Annotated in this window: 17 protein-coding genes and 1 pseudogene; 14 read left to right on the forward strand and 4 right to left on the reverse strand. The window is 43.1% G+C overall.

Annotation, left to right across the window (positions count from 1 at the left end; translation table 11 throughout):
* A complete protein-coding gene (locus tag LKD48_RS08305) occupies positions 1-1,155 on the forward strand; it encodes a toxic anion resistance protein (protein ID WP_118615710.1) in 1,155 nt (384 codons plus the stop codon).
* On the opposite strand, the gene LKD48_RS08310 is transcribed toward LKD48_RS08305, so the two are convergent.
* Positions 1,145-1,654, reverse strand: a complete 510-nt coding sequence (locus LKD48_RS08310; protein WP_308731727.1) for a hypothetical protein — start codon at positions 1,652-1,654, stop codon at positions 1,145-1,147. The genes LKD48_RS08305 and LKD48_RS08310 overlap by 11 nt on opposite strands.
* Before the next feature lie 120 nt (positions 1,655-1,774).
* On the opposite strand from LKD48_RS08310, the gene LKD48_RS08315 reads away from it, so the two are divergent.
* Positions 1,775-2,647: a DegV family protein gene (locus LKD48_RS08315; RefSeq protein ID WP_262538196.1), complete on the forward strand. Its 873-nt coding sequence runs from the start codon at positions 1,775-1,777 to the stop codon at positions 2,645-2,647.
* Positions 2,648-2,750: 103 nt separating this feature from the next.
* Here the strand turns inward: LKD48_RS08315 and LKD48_RS08320 are convergent, their stop codons facing one another.
* Entirely contained in the window at positions 2,751-3,602 is an 852-nt protein-coding gene (locus LKD48_RS08320) for a histidinol-phosphatase HisJ family protein (RefSeq protein WP_308731728.1), read from the reverse strand.
* 231 nt (positions 3,603-3,833) lie between these two features.
* On the opposite strand from LKD48_RS08320, the gene gap reads away from it, so the two are divergent.
* The 4 genes from gap to gpmI all read left to right on the forward strand — a co-directional run bounded on the left by gap (position 3,834) and on the right by gpmI (position 8,647).
* On the forward strand, positions 3,834-4,850 hold the full coding sequence (gap, locus tag LKD48_RS08325) for a type I glyceraldehyde-3-phosphate dehydrogenase (protein WP_066559513.1): 1,017 nt from the start codon (positions 3,834-3,836) through the stop codon (positions 4,848-4,850).
* A 105-nt stretch (positions 4,851-4,955) separates the two neighbouring features.
* Positions 4,956-6,179: a phosphoglycerate kinase gene (locus tag LKD48_RS08330; RefSeq protein WP_262538193.1), complete on the forward strand. Its 1,224-nt coding sequence runs from the start codon at positions 4,956-4,958 to the stop codon at positions 6,177-6,179.
* A 44-nt stretch (positions 6,180-6,223) separates the two neighbouring features.
* Positions 6,224-6,976, forward strand: coding sequence for a triose-phosphate isomerase (tpiA, locus tag LKD48_RS08335; protein WP_308731729.1), 753 nt, complete (start codon positions 6,224-6,226; stop codon positions 6,974-6,976).
* Positions 6,977-7,099: 123 nt separating this feature from the next.
* A complete protein-coding gene (gene gpmI, locus LKD48_RS08340; protein ID WP_308731730.1) occupies positions 7,100-8,647 on the forward strand; it encodes a 2,3-bisphosphoglycerate-independent phosphoglycerate mutase in 1,548 nt (515 codons plus the stop codon).
* A 57-nt stretch (positions 8,648-8,704) separates the two neighbouring features.
* Here gpmI and LKD48_RS08345 read toward each other — a convergent pair whose 3' ends face one another.
* Both LKD48_RS08345 and LKD48_RS08350 read right to left on the reverse strand, forming a co-directional pair.
* Positions 8,705-10,411 carry a carbon starvation CstA family protein gene (locus tag LKD48_RS08345; RefSeq protein ID WP_308731731.1) on the reverse strand — a complete coding sequence of 569 codons (1,707 nt, stop codon included), beginning with the start codon at positions 10,409-10,411 and terminating at the stop codon, positions 8,705-8,707.
* Complete coding sequence (locus LKD48_RS08350) at positions 10,408-10,932, reverse strand: DUF8052 family protein (protein ID WP_066559490.1); 525 nt, start codon at positions 10,930-10,932, stop codon at positions 10,408-10,410. Before LKD48_RS08350 ends, LKD48_RS08345 begins: the two co-directional genes overlap by 4 nt.
* Before the next feature lie 192 nt (positions 10,933-11,124).
* Here LKD48_RS08350 and LKD48_RS08355 point away from each other — a divergent pair, with 192 nt between their 5' ends.
* From LKD48_RS08355 to LKD48_RS08390, 8 genes and pseudogenes are all read left to right on the forward strand, one after another.
* A complete protein-coding gene (locus LKD48_RS08355; protein ID WP_308731732.1) occupies positions 11,125-12,570 on the forward strand; it encodes a DUF4832 domain-containing protein in 1,446 nt (481 codons plus the stop codon).
* 142 nt (positions 12,571-12,712) lie between these two features.
* Entirely contained in the window at positions 12,713-14,470 is a 1,758-nt protein-coding gene (locus tag LKD48_RS08360; protein ID WP_308731733.1) for an NTP transferase domain-containing protein, read from the forward strand.
* A gap of 24 nt (positions 14,471-14,494) precedes the next feature.
* Positions 14,495-15,214 (forward strand): NTP transferase domain-containing protein, encoded by a 720-nt coding sequence (locus tag LKD48_RS08365; protein WP_308731734.1) that lies wholly within the window; start codon positions 14,495-14,497, stop codon positions 15,212-15,214.
* A gap of 20 nt (positions 15,215-15,234) precedes the next feature.
* Positions 15,235-16,746: a BCCT family transporter gene (locus LKD48_RS08370; protein WP_308731735.1), complete on the forward strand. Its 1,512-nt coding sequence runs from the start codon at positions 15,235-15,237 to the stop codon at positions 16,744-16,746.
* A gap of 70 nt (positions 16,747-16,816) precedes the next feature.
* A complete protein-coding gene (locus LKD48_RS08375) occupies positions 16,817-18,403 on the forward strand; it encodes a hypothetical protein (RefSeq protein ID WP_308731736.1) in 1,587 nt (528 codons plus the stop codon).
* A gap of 99 nt (positions 18,404-18,502) precedes the next feature.
* Positions 18,503-19,540: pseudogene (locus tag LKD48_RS08380) on the forward strand (3-deoxy-7-phosphoheptulonate synthase); the annotation flags it as partial.
* A gap of 223 nt (positions 19,541-19,763) precedes the next feature.
* Complete coding sequence (locus LKD48_RS08385) at positions 19,764-20,465, forward strand: L-ribulose-5-phosphate 4-epimerase (protein WP_308731737.1); 702 nt, start codon at positions 19,764-19,766, stop codon at positions 20,463-20,465.
* Positions 20,431-21,294, forward strand: a complete 864-nt coding sequence (locus LKD48_RS08390; protein WP_308731738.1) for a hypothetical protein — start codon at positions 20,431-20,433, stop codon at positions 21,292-21,294. The genes LKD48_RS08385 and LKD48_RS08390 overlap by 35 nt, the downstream gene beginning before the upstream one ends.
* Positions 21,295-21,304 lie beyond the last annotated feature (10 nt).

Consider the following 21,304-nt stretch of genomic DNA (forward strand, 5'->3'; position numbering starts at 1 on the left):
ATGGAAGAAGAGTTAAAATTAGATCAGGCAGTGCCAACGCTGACATTTGAACCATTTACAGAGACAAAAAAAGAAGCGCCGGCGCCACAGCAGGAAATGCCAAAGCCAGAGCCAATTTACGAAGAAGAAGCATTGTTAAGCGAGCAGGAAAAAAAGCAGGTAGAGGCATTTGCAGAGAAAATAGATTTGAATAATTCAACACTTGTACTTCAGTACGGTGCAGGTGCACAAAAAAAGATCGCAGATTTTTCTGACAAAACGCTTGAGAATGTCCGTTCAAAGGATCTTGGCGAGACAGGAACCATGCTGGCAAGCTTAGTAAGCGAGTTAAAGCAGACAGGAGAGCCAGAGGAAGAAAAAGGATTTTTTGCAAGTTTTTTCAAGAAATCAACTGGAAAGTTAGAGGCGCTTAAGGCACGCTACGAGAAGGCAGAGGGAAAGGTTGATGAGATTGTTGATATCCTCACAAAGCATCAGGTACAGCTTATTCAGGATGCCGCAATGCTTGATCAGATGTATCAGCTAAATCAGACCTACTTCAAGGAGCTTTCAATGTACATCCTTGCCGGAAAAAAGAAGGTCGATAAGGCAAGACAGACAGAGTTAGAGACTCTGCGCCAAAAGGCCATTGCAAGCGGCACACAGGAGGATGCACAGGCAGTAAGCGACTATTCATCTATGATCGAGCGCTTTGAAAAGAAAGTTCATGATCTTGAGCTGACTCGCATGGTTGCACTGCAGATGGCACCTCAGATTCGTATGGTTCAAAGCAACGACACCGTCATGGCGGAAAAGATTCAGTCCACTATTGTAAATACAATCCCACTCTGGAAAAATCAGATGGTCATTGCAATGGGAGAGAATCATTCCGCACAGGCGGCAAAGGCTCAAAAGGAAGTAACGGATATGACAAATCAGCTGCTGCTTTCTAATGCGCAAAAGCTAAAGCAGACAACTGTTGATATCCGAAGAGAATCAGAGCGCGGCATCGTCGATATCGAGACGCTTAGACAGACAAATGGCATCTTAATCGACACGATGAACGAGATCTTAAAGATTCAGCAGGAAGGCCGTGAACAGCGCAGACAGGCACAGGCACAGCTTGCACAGATGGAGCAGCAGATGAAAGAAAAACTGCTAGAGATCAGTAAGTAACTGACTTTTTAAGTGCGCGTGTAATTGCATCAATAAGAAGCGAAGCCGTGTACTGTGAGGAGTCAGAGTAGGTTACGCCCTGCAAGCTCTGCGAAGAAAGAATCTGTGATTCCAGACTTTGCAGTACGGAAGGGACGAGCGGATACAGCGTGGCAACTGATTGAGCAAGGTTGTGGGCACGAATCGAATTAATGTGATTTTTGTCCACACACACGACAATATCAACTGTATCACCGCCCAGAACAACAGATGCGGCGTATCTTCCAGGTATGTAAGAACCAGAAAGTGTGAAGCTTTCTGTATCCGAAAAAGACTGACTTGATACTATTGCAGAAGAAGCAGATTCAGTTATGTCTTTCGGAAAAGAACGACTCTGGTTTTTATCCAGATGCAGGGCGCTTGCGAGCAAAATAGCAAGAAGAATAACAATTACAACGATCACGGCAGTCCAGATTAAATTTCTGGATTTAAGGACAAAGATTTTTGTCTTAGAACTCATGGAAGGCTCCTGAAACTGATTGTTACAATTTATGAGGCCATTGACTGGTTTATACATGAATACATCAGCAAACAGGAGTTCGAAATAGAGAAATGCAAAATCAGACAGGAGTAGAAAACTATGAAAATAGCTATTGTTACAGACAGTAACAGCGGAATTACACAAAAACAGGCACAGGAGTTAGGCGTATTTGTACTTGCAATGCCATTTCAGATTGATGGTGAGACTTATTATGAGGACATTACGCTGACACAGGAAGAATTTTACAAGAAACTGCGTGAGGGCGGAAATATTTCTACCTCTCAGCCATCACCAGGCAGTGTAACAGATCTGTGGGATAAAATTTTGCAAGAATATGACCAGATCGTTCATATTCCGATGTCAAGTGGACTTTCCGGCTCCTGCCAGACTGCAATTATGTTGGCTCAGGAAGAAGAGTATGATGGAAAGGTCTATGTAGTCAACAATCAGCGTATCTCCGTTACGCAGCGTCAGTCAGTTATTGATGCAAAGAGTATGGCAGAGGCAGGATACGATGCAGCGGCAATTCAGAAACGCTTAGAGGAGACAAAATTTGACTCAACCATCTACATCACGCTTGATACGCTGCATTATCTTAAAAAAGGCGGAAGAATTACACCGGCAGCGGCAGCATTAGGAACAATTCTTCGATTAAAGCCAGTTTTACAGATTCAGGGTGAAAAGCTTGATGCCTACTCAAAGGCACGTACCTACAAGATTGCAAAGAACACTATGCTCGATGCCATTGCAAAGGATATTGAGGAGCGCTTCGATGGAAAGTCATCACCAGAAGATATATATATCGCAATAGCTCATACCGATAATTTAGCAGCAGCAGAGGAATTTCGTGATGAAGTAAAGGCAATCTACCCAGAACATGATATCTACATCGACCATCTGTCCTTAAGTGTAGCATGCCATATCGGACCAGGAGCACTTGCTATCACAGCAACAAAAGTATTAAAATACTGATAAGCAATCTGGTACCACGATATCTTAAAACGCAGTAAAAAACTCAGGAACAGATCATCTTGTGATCACTCCTGAGTTTTTTATGTAAAGCTTATAACAAGACTTATAATGGCAGCATTATCGGTTTTCTGTCATGAAATACTGTGTAGTAGCGGATACCGCATGATTCTAGAATAGCAGGAACCTTATCAAAAGCATATGCCGTGTGTTCAGGCTTGTGACCGTCAGAGCCGATAGTAAGAATCTCACCGCCAAGCTCATGATAGCGCTTTAACACATAATTTTCTGGATTTGGAACGCCAAGTCCATATTTAAAGCCAGCCGTATTACATTCAATTCCCTTTCCATTTTGAATCAAAAGCTTCAAAATCTCATCAATGATATCCTTATAATCAAGAATCGAATAATTCTCACGCTGATTAGGCGCATAGCGCACAATATAATCAATATGACCATACACATCAAAACAGTCAAGCTTGCGGATATTGGCAAGAGTAGCCTCATAATATTCCATAATGCCCTGTTGCTTTGACTTGCCCTCCCAGTACTGCGGATAATAAGGGTCAAGTCCATTCACTACATGAGTAGATCCAATAATAAAATCCCATGCACAAACCTCAGCAAAATCCTCAATACTGTGGTGATAATCAGTGCGAAGACCAAGCTCCACGCCAATTGAGATACGGGCACGGTCAGAATACTCAGGAATCAGGCCAAGAATCGCCTCATAATAGGCAAAAGGATTAATACGAAACGGACGAGACTCAATATTTGTATTTGTACTTTCAGATGTATTCACATCAGCCTTCTCAATCGCAGTGTAGCCAATATCGTGATGGTCAGTAATGCAAATCTCAGTAATCCCCTTATTAATAAGCGCTTCAATTTGCTCCCTGGCAGGCGTATCCGAGTCAGTAGAAAAAGATGTATGAACATGAAAATCAGATTTTATCATAATAAATGCTCCTTGCAATTCAGTTTAACGTAAGTTTCAGTAAAAAGAATACGCTGTCTACATATAAAAGTCAATCCAAACCAACTAATTAAAAAAAAAACAAGAAAAAGAAAGAAAAACACTTGATATATTTGTCGGGATAAGGTAAAATATCAGTAATTGATTATATTTTAACAAAGCAATTATGTGATAATATAATCTAATAAATTTCTTTAGGAGGAATTAAAAATCATGGCAGTAAAAGTTGCAATTAATGGTTTTGGCCGTATTGGCCGTCTTGCTTTCAGACAGATGTTCAACGCTGAAGGTTATGAGGTAGTAGCAATCAACGATTTAACAAGCCCGGCTATGCTGGCTCACCTGTTAAAGTATGATACAGCACAGGGAAAGTATCAGTACGCTGATTCTGTAGTAGCAGGAGACGATTACATCGAAGTTTGCGGAAAGAAGATCACTATCTATAAGATGGCAAACGCAGCTGAGCTTCCGTGGGGAGAGATCGGTGTAGATGTAGTTCTTGAGTGTACTGGATTCTATACTTCCAAGGCTAAGGCACAGGCTCATATCGACGCTGGTGCAAAGAAGGTTGTTATCTCCGCTCCGGCTGGAAACGATCTGAAGACTATCGTTTACTCTGTAAATGAGAAGACTCTGACCGCTGAGGATAACATCATCTCCGCAGCTTCCTGTACAACAAACTGCTTAGCACCAATGGCTAAGGCTCTGAACGATTACGCTCCAATCCAGAGCGGTATCATGTCCACCATCCATGCTTACACCGGAGATCAGATGATCCTTGATGGACCGCACAGAAAGGGTGACTTAAGAAGAGCACGTGCTGGTGCAGCTAACATCGTTCCAAACTCTACTGGTGCAGCTAAGGCAATCGGCCTGGTTATCCCAGAGTTAAACGGCAAGCTGATCGGTTCCGCACAGCGTGTTCCGGTTCCGACAGGTTCCACCACTATCCTTGTTGCAGTTGTTAAGGGCAGCGACGTTACCGTTGAGGGTATCAACGCAGCTATGAAGGCAGCAGCTTCCGAGTCCTTCGGTTACAACACTGATCCGATCGTATCTTCCGACGTTATCGGTATGAGATTTGGTTCTCTGTTCGATGCTACCCAGACTATGGTTTCCAAGCTTGGTGATGATCTGTATCAGGTACAGGTTGTTTCTTGGTATGACAACGAGAACTCCTATACTAGCCAGATGGTTCGTACAATTAAGTACTTCGCTGAGTTAGCATAAGTTTCGCTTAAGCGCAAAGACCTACGGGGTCCGGTCTGAAAGGACCGGGCCTCTTTTTAATACGAGGGCAGCAAACTGCCCCGTAATCAGAAGGGAGAAAATTCCATGTTAAAGAAGACTGTTGACGATCTTAAGAACCTTCAGGGAAGAAGAGTTCTTGTTCGTTGTGATTTCAATGTACCGTTAAAGGACGGCAAGATTACTGATGATACCCGTATTAAGGCTGCACTGCCGACCATCCAGAAGCTGATCGACGGCGGCGCAAAGGTAATCCTTTGCTCTCACTTAGGCAAGGTAAAGAATGGCCCGAATGAGAAGGAGTCCTTAGCTCCAGTAGCAGAGAGACTGTCCGAGAAGTTAGGAAAGCCGGTTGTATTCGTATCCGATTACCACGTAACTGGCGAGGCTGCAACAAAGGCTGTAGCTGAAATGAAGGACGGAGATGTAGTTCTTCTTCAGAATACCCGTTTCCGCGGTGCTGAGGAGACAAAGAACGGTGAGGAGTTCTCCAAGGAGTTAGCAGATTTAGCAGACGATTATGTATGTGACGCATTTGGTTCCGCACACAGAGCACACGCATCTGTAGCAGGCGTTACCAAGTTCATCAGCGCTAAGGGCGGCACAAACGCAGTTGGTTATCTGATGGAGAAGGAAATCGCATTCTTAGGAAATGCTGTAGAGAATCCGGTTCGTCCGTTTGTAGCAATCCTTGGTGGAGCAAAGGTAGCAGATAAGTTAAACGTTATCTCCAACCTGCTTGAGAAGTGCGATACCTTAATCATCGGTGGTGGTATGGCATTCACCTTCTTAAAGGCTCAGGGCAAGGAAATTGGTAAGTCCTTAGTAGACGATACCAAGCTTGAGTACTGCAAGGAGATGATGGAGAAGGCAGAGAAGCTTGGCAAGAAGCTGCTTCTTCCGGTAGACAGCACTGTAGCTGACAACTTCCCGGATCCAATCGATGGACCAATCGATGTAACTGTAGTACCGTCTGATCAGATTCCGGCTGACAAGGAAGGTCTTGATATCGGAACTAAGACAGCAGAGCTTTACGCAGAGGCTGTTAAGTCCGCAAAGACTGTTGTTTGGAACGGACCGATGGGCGTATTCGAGAACCCGACTCTTGCAAAGGGTACCATTGCAGTAGCAAAGGCTCTGGCAGAGACAGATGCAATCACCATCATCGGCGGCGGAGATTCCGCAGCAGCAGTAAATCAGTTAGGATTTGCTGATAAGATGAGCCACATTTCTACCGGCGGCGGCGCTTCCCTTGAGTACCTTGAGGGTAAGGAGCTTCCAGGCGTAGCAGCAGCTGACGATAAGGATTGATAAGCTTAAGAAAATCAAAGAAAAGAAATGTGAGGAACAAAAAAATGGCAAGAAAGAAGATTATTGCCGGCAACTGGAAGATGAACATGACACCTTCTCAGGCAGTAGAGCTGGTAAACACATTAAAGCCTTTAGTAGTAAATGACGAAGTAGATGTTGTATTCTGCGTACCGGCTATCGATTTAGTACCGGTTATGGAAGCAACAAAGGGAACCAACATTCAGGTTGGTGCTGAGAACATGTACTTTGAGAATAAGGGTGCATACACAGGAGAGATCGCTCCGGCTATGCTTACCGATATCGGTGTAAAGTATGTCATCATCGGACATTCCGAGAGAAGAGAGTACTTTGCAGAGACAGATGAGACTGTAAACAAGAAGGTTTTAAAGGCTTTCGAGTACGGTCTTACACCAATCATCTGCTGTGGAGAGACTCTGACTCAGAGAGAGCAGGGTATCACCCTCGACTGGATCCGTCAGCAGATCAAGATCGCTTTCCAGAACGTAACTGCAGAGCAGGCAGCAAGCGCAGTAATCGCTTACGAGCCAATCTGGGCAATCGGAACTGGTAAGGTTGCAACAACCGAGCAGGCACAGGAAGTTTGCGGCGCAATCCGCGCATGCATCGCAGAGGTGTATGACGAGGCAACTGCAGCAGCAATCCGTATCCAGTACGGCGGCAGCGTAAGTGCAGCAAGTGCACCAGAGCTGTTCGCACAGCCGGATATCGATGGCGGTCTTGTAGGCGGCGCATCCTTAAAGCCGGATTTTGGAAAGATTGTAAATTACAACAAGTAATTAATAAGTAAATATTTCCGGCTCTGGCTCTGCTTTTTGTAAGGCAGAGCCAGCGCTTTCTAAGGCTTTTTTTGAAATGAGTAAAAGCTTTTTGAAAGCGAATGCCGGCACGAAAGGAATATTATGAGCAAGAAGAAACCAACCGTATTAATGATTCTTGACGGCTATGGCCTGAATGACAAAGTAGAAGGCAATGCTGTAAAGCAGGCAAATACACCTGTTATGGACGATCTGATGGCAAACTGCCCATTCGTAGAGGGACAGGCAAGCGGAATGGCAGTAGGTCTTCCAGAAGGCCAGATGGGTAACTCCGAGGTAGGTCATTTAAATATGGGTGCAGGCCGCATCGTATATCAGGAGCTGACCCGCATTACAAAGTCCATTCAGGACGGCGATTTCTTTGAAAACGAGGCATTCCTCGCAGCAGCGAAGAACTGCAAGGAGAATGGTTCAGCACTTCACTTGATGGGTCTTGTATCAGATGGCGGTGTTCATAGCCACATCAACCACATCTATGGTCTGCTTGAGTTTGCAAAGCGTCAGGGCTTAGACAAGGTATTTATTCACTGCTTCTTAGACGGCCGTGACACACCGCCGGCATCAGGCAAGGAATATGTAACTGCACTTATGGACAAGTGCGAAGAGCTTGGCGTAGGTCAGGTAGCATCCGTTATGGGTCGTTATTACGCAATGGATAGAGATAACCGTTGGGATCGTGTCGAGAAGGCTTACCGTGCACTTCGTTTCGGCGAGGGCAAGCAGGCAAAGTGCGGCGCATGCGCAATTCAGGCATCCTACGATGAGGGTGTTACAGACGAGTTCGTTGTACCGACAGTAGTAGCAAAGGACGGCGAGGCAGTAGGCAAGATTCAGGATAAGGATTCCGTAATCTTCTTCAACTTCCGCCCAGACCGTGCAAGAGAGATGACACACGTATTCTGCGACAACGAGTTTACAGGATTTGATCGTGGACCGGCAAGACCAGACGTAACCTACGTTTGCTTCACCGATTACGATACAACAATCCCGAACAAGCTTGTAGCATTCAATAAGGAAGAAATCACCCATACCTTCGGTGAGTTTTTAGCAGAGAATGGCTTAAAGCAGGCAAGAATCGCAGAGACCGAGAAGTATGCACACGTTACCTTCTTCTTCAATGGCGGTGTAGAGCAGCCAAACGAGGGCGAGGATCGTATCCTTGTAAAGTCCCCGAAGGTTGCAACATACGATTTACAGCCAGAGATGAGCGCATATCAGGTATGCGATAAGCTTGTAGAGGCAATCAAGTCAGAGAAATATGACGTGATCATCATCAACTTCGCAAACCCGGATATGGTAGGTCATACTGGTGTACAGGCTGCAGCAATCAAGGCAGTAGAGACAGTAGACGAGTGCGTAGGAAAGGCAGTAGCAGCAATCAAGGAAGTAAACGGACAGCTCTTCATCTGTGCAGACCACGGAAACGCAGAGCAGTTAATCGACTATGAGACAGGCGAGCCATTCACCGCTCATACAACAAACCCAGTACCGTTCATCCTTGTAAATGCAGATCCAAAGTACACCTTACGCGAAGGCGGCTGCTTAGCAGATATCGCACCGACACTGATCGAGCTGATGGGAATGAAACAGCCAAAAGAAATGACAGGAAAGAGCTTGTTAATCAAGAAGTAATTTGTAATACAAAAAAGACCTCCCTCGGGAGGTCTTTTTTTAACATACACGAAGCAATTACGCCTTCTTCTTGAACAATGTCTGGCAGCCTTCTTTTGCAAGAACGAGTGACAGAAGAACAAGTAAGCTTCCGATTATTGCACGGATCCAGCTCCACATATCGACTGCGTTTGTGACGTTTGCGTAGATGGTCTGAAGAAGTGAGATTACTGTTACGATAAGCATAAATGCCATTGGGAAGATGAGCATCTTATTGTTTTTGCCGACTTTGCCAAGCCATGCAGCTACAGCTAACAGACCAAGTGCAGCAAGCAGCTGGTTGGATGCACCAAACAATGCCCAAATCTTTGCATAACCTGTCATACCAAGTGCAATGCCAAGAACTACTGTAATAATTGTAGCAAAATATGGATCTGTTAAAACTCTCTTAATGCCTGTAGCGTCCTTGTATGTCTCACCAGGTGCTAACCAGAACTCCTGGAACATATATCTAGCAAGACGAGTTGCAGTATCAAGTGAAGTCAGACAGAATGCAGAAACAGCAAGGATTAACAGTGAGTAGATAACACTCTCTGCACCAGCTAAAAATGGAATCTTTGCGCACATACGTGAGATACCAGTAGCAAATACAGCGGTAGGAGTTACGATTCCGCCTGGAACATACTCACTCCAGATATAGCCAACAGCACATACAGAGATGATTGCAAGTACACACTCAATTAACATGCCGCCGTATGCAATCGGAAGAGCATCATTTTCCTTATCAAGCTGCTTAGAAGTAGTACCAGAAGCAACTAATGAATGGAAACCAGAGATTGCACCACATGCAATAGTAACAAACAATGCCGGGAACATAGTTCCAAGAGAAACACCAGAACCAACAGTACCCTTATCAACGAAGCTGGTAAAAGCCGGAATATCAATAGTCGGATGAGCACCGAAGATTCCAATAACAGCGACGATCATCATGCCATACAGTAAGAAAGAGCTTAAATAATCTCTTGGCTGAAGTAAAATCCATACAGGTGTAACAGATGCGATAGCAATATAGATACCAACAATGATCATCCATGTATCACCGCTTAAATAAAGCGGATGCCAGTTAAGACCAATTGCCATACATGCAATGATAACAGCAACACCGATTACAGTAGCGATTGCGATATGTACATTTTTTCTGTAAACAAAGAAACCAAAAGCAATGGCGACTAAGATAAACAGAATAGAAATCATAGCAGTAGAAGCATTTGCGGAGCTGGCTGCAACATCAACTGCACCATCAGCGGTGTATGTAGCTTTAAAAGTATTTGCAACGATAGAAGCAAATGCAGCTACAACAAGAATAAGTGTCAGGTAAGCAAATGTTAAGAAAAGTCTCTTTGCACGCTTGCCAATAGAAGTTTCGATGATCTCACCGATTGACTGGCCCTTATTTCTTAAGGATGCAAATAATGCACCAAAGTCATGAGTAGCACCGAAGAAGATACCGCCGATCAAAACCCACAGCATAACAGGAATCCAGCCAAAAACAGCGGCCTGAATAGGTCCGTTTATAGGTCCTGCACCAGCGATAGATGAAAAGTGATGTCCCATAAGGACAGGAGCCTTAGCCGGAACATAATCCTGACCATCCTCCATTGTGTGAGCAGGAGTCTCTTCCTTATTCTCACCAAGTCCCCACTGCTTTGCCAGCCATCCGCCATAGAAGATGTAACCAGCAACTAAAATGGCAACGCCTACTACGAGAAGTACAACTGCGTTCATTTGTGTTTCCTCCTTTTTTTAGTGACAGAGAGGAGGGTCTGCTTTAGCGGTCGTCCCGCCCAGTTTGTGTAAATCCTTTTCGAAGTACAGTCATATGCTGCGATACGGTAATCCATCCAACCATAAAGCGACATGCGATAGTCTCTGTGACAGCGTGTCTTTTTAATAAGCTTAGGCACTTCAGGGGCTATAGACTCTGCCAGAAAAACGACAGACACATAGGTGTACATGTGGTCCTTTTTCGGTTCCACACGTGACAAGCCTTCCTCAAGCAGTGCATCGTTGTAAGTGCGAAAAGTCTCCTCATCCAAATGGCCAGTTCGTATAAAGAAGACATATTCGTGAGCTTCAGCGGCCCACAGCTGAGCTTTTTTGACCAAGACATACTTTTCAGAAAAAGAATGAAAAGCAGCCTCAGCCGCAACTGAAAGATCCTTGTAAGAGGTATCACGGATGATGTCAAAGTAGTCGCTGTAAGATAACAGCAGCCTCTCAAAAAATTCGTCTGAAGTCAATTCCATAATAACCTCCCAGCCTCTGTCAATGATAAATGTGATAAAGAAATTTTTATCCTGCTAAGCGTATCACAAAAAAAATCAAACGACAAGGTGTGAATTTAATCTAAACTTAACATATTTTATCCTTTTTTTATAAATAGCATAATTAAAATCATAATTTGTTGATTAAAAAAAGTAAGTATGGTATCCTTCTTCATGGAAAAAAAGATATCCGGGGGAAAGAAAGTGATAAAATGGCTGAAAAAACATCTTGCCTTTGACAAAAACAAAGACGCAGACATACAACTAAAAGAGAGCACGCGTGCTCTTAAAAATCCAGGCTGTGGCTGGTATCATATTTACACCTTTGATCTCTCAAAAGAAAACTTTCTTTACATAGATTGTGAGGAAGAAGAACTTGTTCTTCTTCTCATTGATATTCATGCGTTTCGTGGCTGTGAGCAAATTCCAAAAGAAGCACTTGAATATTTTTCTAGTATCCTCACCTTCTTTGAGCAGCATGACAAAGGAATAATCCTTCGCATCGTCTACGATACAAACGGACGAGGAATGGAAAATGAGCCATCATCAATCAAAATCGTCAAAAGTCACATGAAGCAGTTAGGAAGCATCATATGTGAGCACATGAGCAAAAAGGAGAGTCTGCCTGGAAAGATTCTAGTTCATCAGGGACTTTTTGTCGGCAGCTGGGGCGAGATGCATGGCTCCAAATTTCTAAGTGAAGCACGAATGAAAGAACTATCTGATACATTTTTAGAGGCCACTAAAGGCAGTTGCCCTATCGCAGTCAGAAAGCCGGTACAATTAAGGCAGCTTAGCTGCCAAAAGACAGCATCTAATACAAACTTCACACTCTTTAATGACGCTATATTTGGCTCAGAGACAGATCTAGGCACATACGGCACAATACGCAAAAGTGCATTGTCTGAAAACAGCGAAAGAGAAAAGACACCTTGGGCACGTGAAGACGAGCTTTCATGGCAGCAAAGCTTTATGCAGCAAAGCTTTTGCGGAGGAGAGGTGCTTGGCGGGATGAACACGGTATCAGAAAGCCCAGGCAATACAGATTACCCACAAAGGACACTTGACTGGAATCAGGTAGTGGCAGACCTTGCAAAGATGCATGTCAGCTACCTAAATAGTATCTACAGTAAAGAAGTACTAGATGACTGGAAGGCACATCGTATTATGTGGAATGGCGAAGAGATAAGCGAATATGACTATATTGGACGTCATATGGGATACCGATTTACTGTCACACAGGTTAAGATATCATGTGTCAGTCCGGAAAAGAAAAAGCAGACACAAGATACACAAAACCAGATCTCTGAAAACGTCATTACATTCACAATTAAAAATACCGGCTTTGCCAATATGTGCGAAGAGGTAGTTTGCAGACTGATTCTTACAAAAAACAACAAAAACATCAGAGCCTTCGAAATCAAAAGTGATCCGAGCACATGGAACAGCGGCACAGATACTGTTATAGAATGTCACATTCCGAAAGAAGTATGGACGCAGAAATCACAGCAAACAAAATTATTTCTTCAGCTCACACGAAAAAGAGACGGCCGCATAATCGAATGGGCAAACGAAGAATATGACTGCCAATTTGGTGTTTTATTATCATCCGTTGATTAGTTTTGAAATTAGTATTGACAAGAAGACAAAAAAGAGATATGCTTACAACCGTATTGCGGTTACAGGCCGATAAACGAATGATGGTAGTCTGTAACCGTAATTTAAAACCAATTTGTTCACGAAAATAGAAAGGACAAATAATATGAACAAACAAGAATGCGATATTTTAGAGGCGCTTCACGCAGAGCCATATATCAATCAGCGTGTATTATCGGATCTAAGTGGTCATTCGCTTGGAATTGTAAACCGTTCGCTGCGTCAGCTGCTAAAGGAAGGATATATTGACGATAATATTCGATTGACAAAGAAGGCTGAGAATGAATTTGCAGATAAGGCACCAAAGCAGGCTATTATTCTTGCAGCGGGATTTGGTATGCGTATGGTGCCGATTAATCTTGAATCATCGAAGGCTTTTTTACAGGTAAATGGCGAGTATCTGATTGAGCGTTTGATTCGCCAGCTGCACGAGGTAGGAATAAAAAAAATCTACGTCGTTGTCGGTTTTATGAAGGAGCAGTTTGAATATTTGATTGACGAATTTGGAGTAGAGCTTGTAATCAATACAGAGTATGCTGGAAAAAATAACCTGCATTCTATGAAATTGGTATCAGACCATCTCGCGAATGCGTATGTTGTTCCATGTGATATCTGGTGTGACAAGAACCCATTTCGCACAGCTGAGCTGTATTCCTGGTATATGGTCAGTGATCTGGTAGATGAGCAGAGTGATGTTCGTGTCAATCGAAAGATGGAGCTTGTGCGCACATCGCAGACGGCAGGAAATGCTATGATTGGCATTGCCTATCTGACGGCAGAAGATGCAGCGCTTGTGACAGAACGGATTGTACAGCTAGTCGAAAAAGCGGCATATGATGATTCCTTCTGGGAAGAGGCTCTTTACAAGAAAGATCGTATGATTGTGGCGGCGCGTGTTGTCCATGCATGCGATGTTGTTGAGATAAACACCTACGAGCAGCTGCGAGACTTAGATAGCGATTCTGAACAGCTAAAATCCGATGCGATCGCTGTCATTGCAAAACAGCTGCAGGCCGATCCAAAAGAGATCGTCGAGATTTCTGTTCTAAAAAAAGGCATGACCAATCGTTCATTTTTGTTCTCATGCAAGGGCAAAAAGTATATCATGCGTATTCCGGGAGAAGGCACCTCACAGTTGATTAGCCGCAAGGAAGAAGCCGATGTGTATCGTGCAATTTCTGGAAAAGGCATTTGTGATGATCCAGTTTACATTAATCCAGCAAACGGCTACAAGATTACCGCATTTTTAGAGGGAGTTCGTCCATGTGATCCATTAAACGTAAGTGATCTGAAGAAATGCATGAAGCTGTTGAAAAAATTTCATCAGATGGAACTTACAGTTGATCATGAGTTTGACATTTTTAAGCAGATTGCGTTTTATGAGAGTCTATGGGAGGGTGCACCATCAATCTATCGGGATTATGAGAAGACAAAAGAAAATGTTTTGTCGCTGAAGCCCTATATAGAGGCAAATGCAGGGAAGAAGGTGTTAACTCATATTGATGCTGTTCCAGATAATTTTTTATTCTATTCAGGGGCAGATGGTGAACAGCTTCAGCTAACCGACTGGGAGTATGCTGGTATGCAGGATCCACATGTTGACATCGCAATGTTCTGTATCTATTCAATGTATAATAAGCGTCAGGTTGATCGTTTGATTTCTATCTATTTTGATGGGGAATGTCCGAAAGAAACACGCATCAAGATATATTGCTATATTGCTGTCTGTGGTCTTCTTTGGAGCAATTGGTGTGAGTACAAGCGAAGTCTTGGCGTGGAGTTTGGTGAGTACAGCCTACGTCAGTATCGTTTTGCAAAAGAATATTATCGTATTGCATCTGAAGAGATTATAAATATCCAGTAATGAAATGAAAAAGAGGGAGATACTATGCATAAAGTAAAAAGAGCCATCATCATGGCAGCAGGAATTGGAAAACGTATGCAACCAGTCAGTTTACATACGCCAAAGCCACTAATCAAAGTAAATGGAGTGCGAATGATCGATACAGTAATTTCGGGACTTCATCAAAATGGAATCACTGAAATCTATATTGTAGTCGGCTATTTAAAGGAGGCATTTGCAGAGCTGCCAAAGCAGTATCCAGGAGTTGTATTGATCGAAAACATGCTATATGAAACCTGCAATAATATTTCTTCCCTGTATGCAGCAAGAGAGCATCTTGAGGACGTAATTATCCTTGATGGTGATCAAATCATTTACAATCCGACGATTTTAACGCCAGAGTTTGAACGGTCTGGTTACAACTGCGTCTGGTGTGAGGGAAAGACTGACGAGTGGCTTCTTACCGTGGAAAATGGTGTTGTTACACACTGTGGCAGAAATGGTGGAGAACATGGTTGGCAGCTGTTTAGCATTTCACGTTGGAATAAAGAAGACGGTGCTAAATTAAAACGTCATCTTGAGATTGAGTTTGAAGAAAAGAAGAATCGTCAGATCTACTGGGATGATGTTGCAATGTTTTGCTACCCGGATGAGTACAAACTTGGAATTCATCCGATGGAGTATCGAGATATCATTGAGATCGACAACTTAAGTGAACTTGTTGCGCTCGATCCGTCCTACAAGAATTATCTGGAAAACCAGTAAAAAGAGAGGGGAATATTATTATGAAAAATGAAAAAAAGAAAATTGATTGGCTTATCACACTACTTCCACTCATTATTGTAGTTGTATTGTGCATCGTGTTTTTTGTGGCGCCGTCACAGTCTAACGAAGTATTAAGTAAAATTCGTTTTTTCTTTGGTGACACCATGGGAACCTATTACCTGATTATCGGACTTGGCATCTTTTTACTTTCCATCTATATTGCTTGTTCCAAATATGGTACGATTGTTCTTGGTGAGAAGGACGAAAAGCCAAAATACTCCTTCTTTGCCTGGGGATCAATGATGTTTACCTGCGGTCTTGCAGCTGATATTTTGTTTTACTCTTTTTCTGAGTGGTTTATGTATGCGACCGATCCTCATATCGCAGAAATGGGAAGCATTCAGGACTGGGCAAGTGTTTACCCAATTTTCCATTGGAGCCTGATTCCGTGGGGATTTTATCTGGTGCTGGCAGCAGCGTTTGGTTTTATGCTGCATGTGCGCAAAAGAGACCGTCAGAAATATTCCGAGGCATGTCGCCCGATTCTTGGAAAGCATACTGATGGTATTGCTGGACGAATCATCGATTTGCTCGCTGTATTTGCGCTTCTTGCTGGAACTGCTACTACATTCAGTGTGGCTACCCCGCTTATGGCAAAAATCATTAACACTTTGTTTGGTGTGCAGCTAAATGAGACTGCTGTTACAATTGTGATTATTGTAATCACTTGTGTTATTTATACATACTCACTTCTTCATGGCTTTAAGGGAATTAGTGTGTTGGCAAATGCCTGTATTTATCTGTTCTTTGGCTTATTGATTTATGTCCTCTTATTTGGTGGTGAGACAAAATACATAATTGAAACTGGATTTTCTGCAATTGGAAGAATGGTTCAGAACTTCTTCACACTTGCCACTGCAACTGACCCACAACGTACTACTTCTTTCCCACAGAACTGGACGATCTACTATTGGGCATACTGGATGGTATGGTGCGTGGCAGCACCATTCTTCATCGGAAATATTTCGAGAGGCCGAACTGTGCGTCAGACCATTTTAGGTGGATATGTATTCGGTATTGGATCTACCATCATGAGTTTCATCATCCTTGGCAACTATTCTCTTGGAAAACAGATGAGTGGTGCAGCTGATTTTTTGGCAACCTATATTGAGACAGGCGATGCATATGGCCTTATTACCGATATTATCGGAACACTTCCGTGCGCACCATTCGTGCTGGTTCTTGTGCTTGTAACGATGATTGCATTCTATGCGACTTCTTTTGATTCTATTGCATTGACAGCTTCTTGCTATAGCTATCATCGTCTCGGTGCAAATGAGCAGCCGCACAAGCTGATCCAGTTTATGTGGTGTATTCTGTTGGTGCTTCTCCCGATTGCACTGGTGTTTGCACAGAGTTCCATGAGCAATCTACAGTCTGTCAGCATTATCGCAGCATTTCCGATTGGTTTTGTAATGATCCTCATTGTAGTAAGCTTTTTAAAGGATGCTAAGCAATATCTTAAAAAATAGACTTGAAGAGGCTATTGATTGCGATTATAATGATAATAGATCAATTTGTAATAGGAAGGGAGAGCAATCAATGAGGCATACAAAGAAAAAAAATAGACAGTTAACTGTTGCGATGGCGGCAGTTGCGTTTAGTCTTTCGGCAGCGGCGGTGGATGCTTATGCTAGCAGTGTAACTGATACGCAGGAGCAGGTAATGATCGAGGACGAGGAAACAATTGAGATTGATCCAAATAATACCTATGTAAGCGGCACAACTGGCTGGGTTATGGAAGGGGGGTATTGGTGCTACTACATAAATGGTATAAAGCAGACCGGCAGTATTTATATGCAAGAGGGTGAATACCTGCTCGATGCGAATGGCCATATGGTTACAGGCTGGTACCGCGAGAGCGCAGATGCACCGTATTTTTACTATGATCCGCTAAAGGGTGGAGTAAAGGCAAATGGTCTTACAACAGTTAATGGTGTTACCTATTATTTCTATGGTTATATGAGAACCGACTTTGTAGCTGTAGAAAATGGCATATTCTACTATTTTGGATCAGATGGTGCGCTTGCGAGTCAGAGAGGTGGCATTTCTGATGGATGGTTGCTGTTTGGTAGTGATTGGTATTATGTGGAAAATGGCGAATTGTGTGGTGGATTAAAGACTATTGGAAACGAAACCTACTATTTTGAAATTGGAAAAATGGTCACAGGTGAGAGACGTATGGTACATGACTGGGCATCTGGTATAAACAACTGGTATCAGTTTGATGCGAGTGGCAAGATGGTAACAGGCTGGTATTTGGATAGTGATAATGTTTGGTATTATTATGGCTCTGATGGAAAAGCAGTATCTGGTATAACTACAATTGGTTCAGCAACCTATTATCTGGCATCTGATGGTCGTATGTGTACAAATTACTCGGTATCCATTGGTGGAATTATGTATTATTTTGGGGCAGATGGTGTGCTTTCCAGTACGCAGGGTCAGCCATCAAATGGTTGGAAGAGAATGACAGATGGTTGGTATTATTTTAGAAATAATACCATGATAAAGAATGAGTTTTTAGTCGATGGCGGTCATACATATTATCTGGATGAGAACGGAAAGATGTGTACTGATACGGTAAAATTGATTAATGACTCTTGGTATCGTTTTAATTCCGATGGTTACATGATTACTGGCTGGTATAATGACAGCGATGGCAGTTGGTATTATTATGATGGCAACGGAAAAGCAGGAAGTGATTTTACTAAGATTAATGGTGCTTGGTATTACCTTGAGTATAATGGTTATATGACCACTTCTACATGGGTGCAGAGTAACGGTTATTGGTACTACATCACACCATCAGGAGTTATGGCAACTAGCTGGTATGTGGTAGATGGCTGCTATTATTATTTTGAAGCATCTGGAGAGATGGTGACCGGCTGGAAAAATCTTGGCGGCATCTGGTACTATATGCAGCCAGGTGGAAAGATGGTTACTGGCTGGCAAGTGATTGATGGAAGCTATTATTACTTTGATGCGTCAGGAGCTATGACAACCAACTGGCAAAATGTTGGTGGCGCCTGGTACTATATGCAGCTAAGTGGAAAGATGGTTACTGGCTGGCAAGTGATTGATGGAAGATATTATTATTTTGATGCTAACGGAGTCTGGTCTGCCTGAGAAAATGGGGGTTGCTTTTTGTGGAAAAATGTGATAAACTTTAATACTTGAAAGCGCCAACGCGTAAAAGCAAAAACGGGCAAGACAAAGAAAAAGGAGACCACCACTATGAACATGGAATTTTACAGAAAGCTTCCGACTCCAAAGGAGTTAAAGGAAGAATTTCCTGCCAGCGATAAAATCCAGAAAATCAAAGCAGAAAGAGACGCAGAGATCCGCGCCATCTTCGAAGGCAAAAACGATAAGCTGATCCTCGTCATCGGACCATGCTCAGCTGACAGAGAAGATGCCGTATTAGAATATATTGGACGCTTAGTAAACGTACAGGAAAAGGTAAAGGATAAGATCTTTATCATCCCGCGTATCTATACAAATAAGCCGCGTACAGTAGGTACAGGTTACAAGGGCATGCTTCATCAGCCAGACCCGGAGAAAAAAGAAGATATGTTAAAAGGCATCATCGCAATCCGTGAGATGCATAAGCGTGCAATCGAAGAGACTGGCTTTACATGTGCAGACGAAATGCTCTATCCGGAAAATCATCGTTATCTGTCAGATCTTCTTTCATATGTTGCCGTAGGTGCACGTTCAGTAGAAAACCAACAGCATCGTCTTACAGCATCAGGACTTGAGATTCCTGTCGGCATGAAAAACCCTACAGGCGGTGACATCAGCGTCATGTTAAATTCCATCGTGGCAGCACAAAACAGCCACACCTTCCTCTACAGAGGCTGGGAGGTCAAGAGCCATGGTAATCCATATACCCATGCAATCCTTCGCGGCTATGTCGATAAATTTGGAAACAACATGCCAAATTATCACTATGAGGATATCAGAAATCTCTACGAGCAGTATCAAAAGAGAAATCTGCCAAACATGGGAGTAATCGTAGATACAAACCATTCAAACTCCGGAAAGCAGTACGAAGAGCAGATTCGAATCAGCAAAGACGTTATGCACAGCTGCCACGTATCACCAGATCTTCATAAGTTTGTAAAGGGACTCATGATCGAAAGTTATTTAGAGGATGGCAGCCAGAAGGTAGAAGAACACTGTTATGGAAAATCCATCACCGATCCATGCCTTGGATGGGACAAGACAGAAAAGCTGATTTATGATCTGGCTGATTTATGGTAAGAAAAACAAGAAAATTAGCCGATTTCTAACTTGACAGAACATTAGCAATATGCGAAAATTAAAGAGATATCCATTTCGCCTTAGAGGGACACAGCGCAAAGGGAATGGATATCTTTTTTTGAGCAGAAAACTTCAGCAATATTGACAGAATGTGCCAAAAGTAGCATAATTATAATTAGCTGTATATTTACGCCAAAAGACGCATAAAGACAGGAGGAGAAAGATGTTAGAACAGCTGAAAAAAGAAGTTTACGAAGCAAACATGGATCTTGTTGCTAAGGGTATGGTTATTTATACATGGGGCAATGTCAGCGGAATTGACCGCGAAAAGGGTCTTGTTGTAATTAAGCCAAGCGGTGTCGACTATGCGACTATGACATGGGAAGATATGGTTGTAGTAGACATGGAAGGCAATGTAGTCGAGGGCAAGTATAAGCCATCATCAGACACACCGACACATCTTGTCATCTACAAGGCATTTCCAGAGACAGGAGGCGTTGTACATACGCATTCTACTTATGGTGTTACATTCGCACAGGCAGGACTTGACATTCCGGCATTTGGTACCACACATGCCGATTATTTCTATGGTGATATTCCGTGCACCAGAGATTTGACTGCACAGGAGATCGAGGAAGCATACGAGCTAAATACTGGTAATGTTATCGTTGAGACCTTTGCAGGAAAGGATCCGATGGCAGTTCCAGGTGTAGTAGTAAAGAATCACGGACCATTTGCATGGGGACGCACACCGGCAGGAGCAGTATATAATGCAGTTGTTCTCGATAAGGTTGCTGAGATGGCTTATAACACAATGACCTTAAACCCGAGAACCAAGCGTGTTCAACAGTATCTGCTCGACAAGCACTATTTCCGTAAGCATGGTGCAAATGCATATTACGGACAGGGCAGCGAGGATCATTGATCTGTATACGAGCTTACCAAGTGTCATCGTTAAGGAGTTAAAGGAAGCATTAAAAGCTGAGGATGTCGAGACTACCGAAGTAGCCACCAACAAAGAGAACACCATCAACTTAAGCGAGTACAAGGCAATGTTCGCATTCGCTGATATGTTAGTAGATGATTCTAAGGAGCTTCAGATTAAGGAGACCGGCGAGTTCACCATGACAATGACATTTGATGCATTAAAGGGCATGAACACAGAGGATCTGGTATTTGTAGTTGTTAATCCAGAGGATGGAACCATCTCCTATGTTGAGCCGGATGAGTTTGATCCAGAGACCGGTGCAATCACCGCTACTTTTGATCATGTTGGACCATTCACCATCGCAACCAAGGCTGAGTTAGAGGACGAAGTACAGAAGACCAACAAGGACAACGAGATTCTGCCGCAGCAGTATGAGGCACTGACTTCCTTTGTTGATCTGGCAATCGAGGATCTGGACAAGATTTCCTACGATATGGATGGCAATGCACAGGTAAGCTTTACCTGCGAGGCTACTGTTGATATGGACGAGGAAGACATTGTTATCATGACAGTTGACCCAGAGACCAAGGAGAAGAAGTACTTAGAGTTAGACGCATTTGATCCAAAGACTGGTGAGCTGACTGTTACCTTCGAGAACCTTGGACCGTTCACTGTTTTAACTAAGGTAATCCAAGATGAGGATATCACCGTAATCGACGAGGAAGAGGAGACTTCTGAGGCAGCTACAGAGGAAGCAACTGAAGTTGAGACTGAAGTAGCTACAGAGGAAGCTACTGAGGCTGAGTCTACTTCTGCTGCAAAGTAATTGTGAATGA

Source organism: Anthropogastromicrobium aceti, assembly GCF_020687335.1.
GTDB classification, from domain to species: domain Bacteria; phylum Bacillota; class Clostridia; order Lachnospirales; family Lachnospiraceae; genus Anthropogastromicrobium; species Anthropogastromicrobium aceti.

Bases quoted from the DNA above. Each gene is read 5' to 3' on its own strand.
- LKD48_RS08390 (WP_308731738.1), top strand. From the start codon at position 20,431: ATGCATATTACGGACAGGGCAGCGAGGATCATTGATCTGTATACGAGC.
- LKD48_RS08360 (WP_308731733.1), top strand. From the start codon at position 12,713: ATGAACAAACAAGAATGCGATATTTTAGAGGCGCTTCACGCAGAGCCA.
- LKD48_RS08330 (WP_262538193.1), top strand. From the start codon at position 4,956: ATGTTAAAGAAGACTGTTGACGATCTTAAGAACCTTCAGGGAAGAAGA.
- LKD48_RS08385 (WP_308731737.1), top strand. From the start codon at position 19,764: ATGTTAGAACAGCTGAAAAAAGAAGTTTACGAAGCAAACATGGATCTT.
- tpiA (WP_308731729.1), top strand. From the start codon at position 6,224: ATGGCAAGAAAGAAGATTATTGCCGGCAACTGGAAGATGAACATGACA.
- LKD48_RS08375 (WP_308731736.1), top strand. From the start codon at position 16,817: ATGAGGCATACAAAGAAAAAAAATAGACAGTTAACTGTTGCGATGGCG.
- LKD48_RS08310 (WP_308731727.1), bottom strand. From the start codon at position 1,654: ATGAGTTCTAAGACAAAAATCTTTGTCCTTAAATCCAGAAATTTAATC.
- LKD48_RS08305 (WP_118615710.1), top strand. From the start codon at position 1: ATGGAAGAAGAGTTAAAATTAGATCAGGCAGTGCCAACGCTGACATTT.
- LKD48_RS08355 (WP_308731732.1), top strand. From the start codon at position 11,125: ATGGAAAAAAAGATATCCGGGGGAAAGAAAGTGATAAAATGGCTGAAA.
- LKD48_RS08370 (WP_308731735.1), top strand. From the start codon at position 15,235: ATGAAAAATGAAAAAAAGAAAATTGATTGGCTTATCACACTACTTCCA.
- gap (WP_066559513.1), top strand. From the start codon at position 3,834: ATGGCAGTAAAAGTTGCAATTAATGGTTTTGGCCGTATTGGCCGTCTT.
- LKD48_RS08320 (WP_308731728.1), bottom strand. From the start codon at position 3,602: ATGATAAAATCTGATTTTCATGTTCATACATCTTTTTCTACTGACTCG.
- LKD48_RS08365 (WP_308731734.1), top strand. From the start codon at position 14,495: ATGCATAAAGTAAAAAGAGCCATCATCATGGCAGCAGGAATTGGAAAA.
- LKD48_RS08345 (WP_308731731.1), bottom strand. From the start codon at position 10,411: ATGAACGCAGTTGTACTTCTCGTAGTAGGCGTTGCCATTTTAGTTGCT.
- LKD48_RS08350 (WP_066559490.1), bottom strand. From the start codon at position 10,932: ATGGAATTGACTTCAGACGAATTTTTTGAGAGGCTGCTGTTATCTTAC.
- LKD48_RS08315 (WP_262538196.1), top strand. From the start codon at position 1,775: ATGAAAATAGCTATTGTTACAGACAGTAACAGCGGAATTACACAAAAA.
- gpmI (WP_308731730.1), top strand. From the start codon at position 7,100: ATGAGCAAGAAGAAACCAACCGTATTAATGATTCTTGACGGCTATGGC.